This window comes from Lacisediminihabitans sp. (assembly GCF_036404185.1).
GTDB lineage: Bacteria > Actinomycetota > Actinomycetes > Actinomycetales > Microbacteriaceae > Lacisediminihabitans.
The window spans coordinates 1-2906 of the sequence record NZ_DASWPB010000086.1 but is presented as its reverse complement, the minus strand read 5'-3'; the positions used below and the strand labels follow the sequence as shown (position 1 = coordinate 2906).

Annotated in this window: 3 protein-coding genes; 2 read left to right on the top strand and 1 reads right to left on the bottom strand. The window is 71.6% G+C overall.

Going from position 1 to position 2906, the window contains the following annotated elements; all coding sequences use genetic code 11:
- Window positions 1-362: GNAT family N-acetyltransferase (locus VGC18_RS05380; RefSeq protein WP_331095012.1), on the bottom strand; the 362-nt coding region annotated here is incomplete at its 3' end.
- A gap of 113 nt (window positions 363-475) precedes the next feature.
- Here VGC18_RS05380 and VGC18_RS05375 point away from each other — a divergent pair.
- A complete protein-coding gene (locus VGC18_RS05375) occupies window positions 476-928 on the top strand; it encodes a MarR family winged helix-turn-helix transcriptional regulator (protein ID WP_331095010.1) in 453 nt (150 codons plus the stop codon).
- A partial coding sequence (locus tag VGC18_RS05370) for an ABC transporter ATP-binding protein (RefSeq protein ID WP_331095008.1) occupies window positions 925-2906 on the top strand: 1982 nt, incomplete at its 3' end. The genes VGC18_RS05375 and VGC18_RS05370, both read left to right, overlap by 4 nt.

Genomic DNA, 2906 nt, shown 5'->3' with positions numbered 1-2906 from the left:
GCCCGATAGCCGCGCAGGGCGGCCTCGTGCTCGAGCTCGCCCATGACCCGGCGGGCGAGCCCCTGGCGGCGGTGCAGCGGATGCGTCCACACCCGCTTCATCTCCGCCGTGCGGTCGTCGATCCGCTTGAACGCCCCGCCGGCGACCGCGGCGCCGCCGCGCAGGACGACGAGGAAGGCCCCGCCGAGCCCCGCGCTGAACAGCTCGGCGGGGTACCGGCTCAGCTCGAAGGACGAGGGCACACCGTCGGTTGGCTCGTAGCGCTCGTCGTACTCGCGGGCGAGGTCGTCGACCAAGGGGCGGGCGAGCGGGTCGGTCGCCACCGTCCAGACGAACTGGGTTCGTGCCGTCGCGCTCTCCATGGGCCGACGCTACGGTTCCGGGCGAGGGGGCGTCAACCGCACCGTTCACAGTTCGTCACGGAGGCTCGCACGCCGATAGTTCGATCGACGAACTATCGGCGTAGGCTGGACGGGTGACCGACTCCGAATCCTCCCCCGCGATCGAGGCCGTCCGCGGCATCGTCCGGGTCTCCCGGCTCATCGAGCGCGCCTCCGCCGAGCTGAGCCTCGCCGACTATCGTGTGCTCTCCGCCATCGACTCCGGGGAGGGGAGGGCCTCGCGCCTGGCGAGTCGGCTCGCCCTCGGCAAGCCCACCGTGAGCGCGACCGTCGACTCGCTGCACCGGCGCGGGCTGCTGGACCGGTCCGTCGTCGCCGGCGACCAGCGGGCCAGCGCCCTCTCGTTGACCGCGGAGGGGCGGGCCATCTTCGAGCGCGCCGAAACGGAGATGGCGGGCAGGATCGAGGACCTCTGCGGGCGCACCCCGGACGGGCGGCGGGTGATGGAGTCGCTGGCCTGGCTGGGGACGGCCATGGACGAGCTCATGACCGAGCGCCTGGCCGCCGAGCGCGCGGCGCTGTCATGAGGCGCGGTGCCGCGCCGCGCGAGGATGTGCCGGCCGAGACCGACGGACCCGGCTGGGTGAGGAGGCTCTGGAGGTACATGCTGCGGCATCGCGGCAGCGTGATCCTCGCCCTCGGCGCCGCCCTGTTCGGCAGCGCCTGTCAGGTCGTCGTGCCGCTCATCGCCAGGCAGATCGTCGACAACGTCATCGTCGCCCGCACCTCTCCGCTGCTGCCCTGGCTGGTGCTGCTCATCGTGCTCGCCGCGGCGACCTTCGGCTTCGCCTATCTCCGCAGGTATCGCGGCGGCCGGGTGGCCCTCGAGGTGCAGAACGACCTGCGCAACGACATGCACGCCCACCTGCAGACGATGGACTTCGCGAGCATCGACCGGATGTCCACGGGCCAGCTGGTCGCGAGGGCCAACTCCGATTCGACCCTCGTGCAGGGGCTGCTCAACATGCTGCCGATCATGAGCGGCAACGTGATCCTCATGCTGCTGTCGCTCGTCGTGATGTTCTTCCTCTCGCCGCTGCTCGCCCTGGTGAGCCTCGTCGTGACGCCGCTGCTCGTGTTCGTCTCGTACCGGATGCGGGCGCGCATCTTCCCGGCGACCTGGGATGCCCAGCAGCGCGAGGGCGAGCTCGCGCAGATCGTCGACGAGGACGTCAACGGCGTCCGCGTGGTCAAGGCCTTCGGGCGGGAGCACCGCGAGGTCGGACGGATGGCCGAGCTCGCGACGACCCTGTACGGCTCGCAGATGCGTGCCGTCCGCCTGCAGTCGCGCTACCAGCCGATGCTCGAGGCGATCCCCGTGCTCGGGCAGGTCGCCGTGCTCGCCCTCGGCGGTTGGCTCGCGCTCAACCACCAGCTCACCATCGGCACCTTCCTCGCGTTCTCGGCCTATATCGCCCAGCTCATGGCACCGGCCAGGCAGCTCGCGGGCATCCTCACGATCGGTCAGCAGGCCAGGGTGGGCATCGAGCGGATCTTCCAGCTGCTCGACCGCAGGCCGGCGATCGCGGATGCGCCGGACGCCGGCGAGCTCCCGGACGGCGGCGGCGAGATCGTCTTCTCCGCGGTCGACTTCGGCTACGACGCCGAGCATCTGGTGCTCGACGGCCTCGACCTGCGCATCGCCGCCGGAGAGCGGGTTGCCCTCGTCGGCCCGAGCGGAGGCGGGAAGTCGACCATCGCGGCCCTCGTCTCCCGGTTCTACGACCCCGTCGGCGGCAGCGTCGCCGTCGACGGCCACGACCTCCGCACCGTCCGGCTGCACTCGCTGCGGCGGACGATCGGGGTGGTCTTCGAGGAGAGCTTCCTGTTCTCCGACTCCGTCCGCTTCAACATCGCCTACGGCAGGCCGGATGCGAGCGAGGAGCAGATCGAGGACGCCGCGCGGGTCGCGCAGGCGCACGAGTTCATCACCAGGCTGCCGCGGGGCTATGACACCGTGGTCGGGGAGCGCGGCCTCAGCCTCTCCGGCGGGCAGCGCCAGCGCATCGCGCTCGCCAGGGCCATCCTGGTCGATCCGCGCATCCTGATCCTGGACGATGCGACCAGCGCGATCGACGCGAGCACGGAGCAGGCGATCCACGACGGGCTGCGGGACATGCTCGGAACCCGCACCGTGCTGCTCATCGCCCACCGGGAGTCGACCCTGCACCTGGCCGATCGCATCGTCGTGATCGAGCACGGCTCGGTGAGCGCGGAGGGCAGCCACGACGAGCTCCTCGAGCACAGCGCCAGCTATCGGGCGCTGCTGTCCGGTCTTGACGAACCGGTCGTCTCGGCCGCGGCGGGGGGCAGCATCGAGGCGCTCGCGACCCTCGCCTCCCCGTCGTCCGCCGTCACCGACTCGGCCTGGCGGTCCGGTTCCGCGGGCCCCTCGGCAACGGTCGCGAGAGCGCCAGGCCTCGGCCTCGGACTCGGCGGGGGCGGCGGTCGCGGAGGCGGCCGGGGCATGAGCTCGTTCTTCTCACCGACCCCCGAACTGCTCGC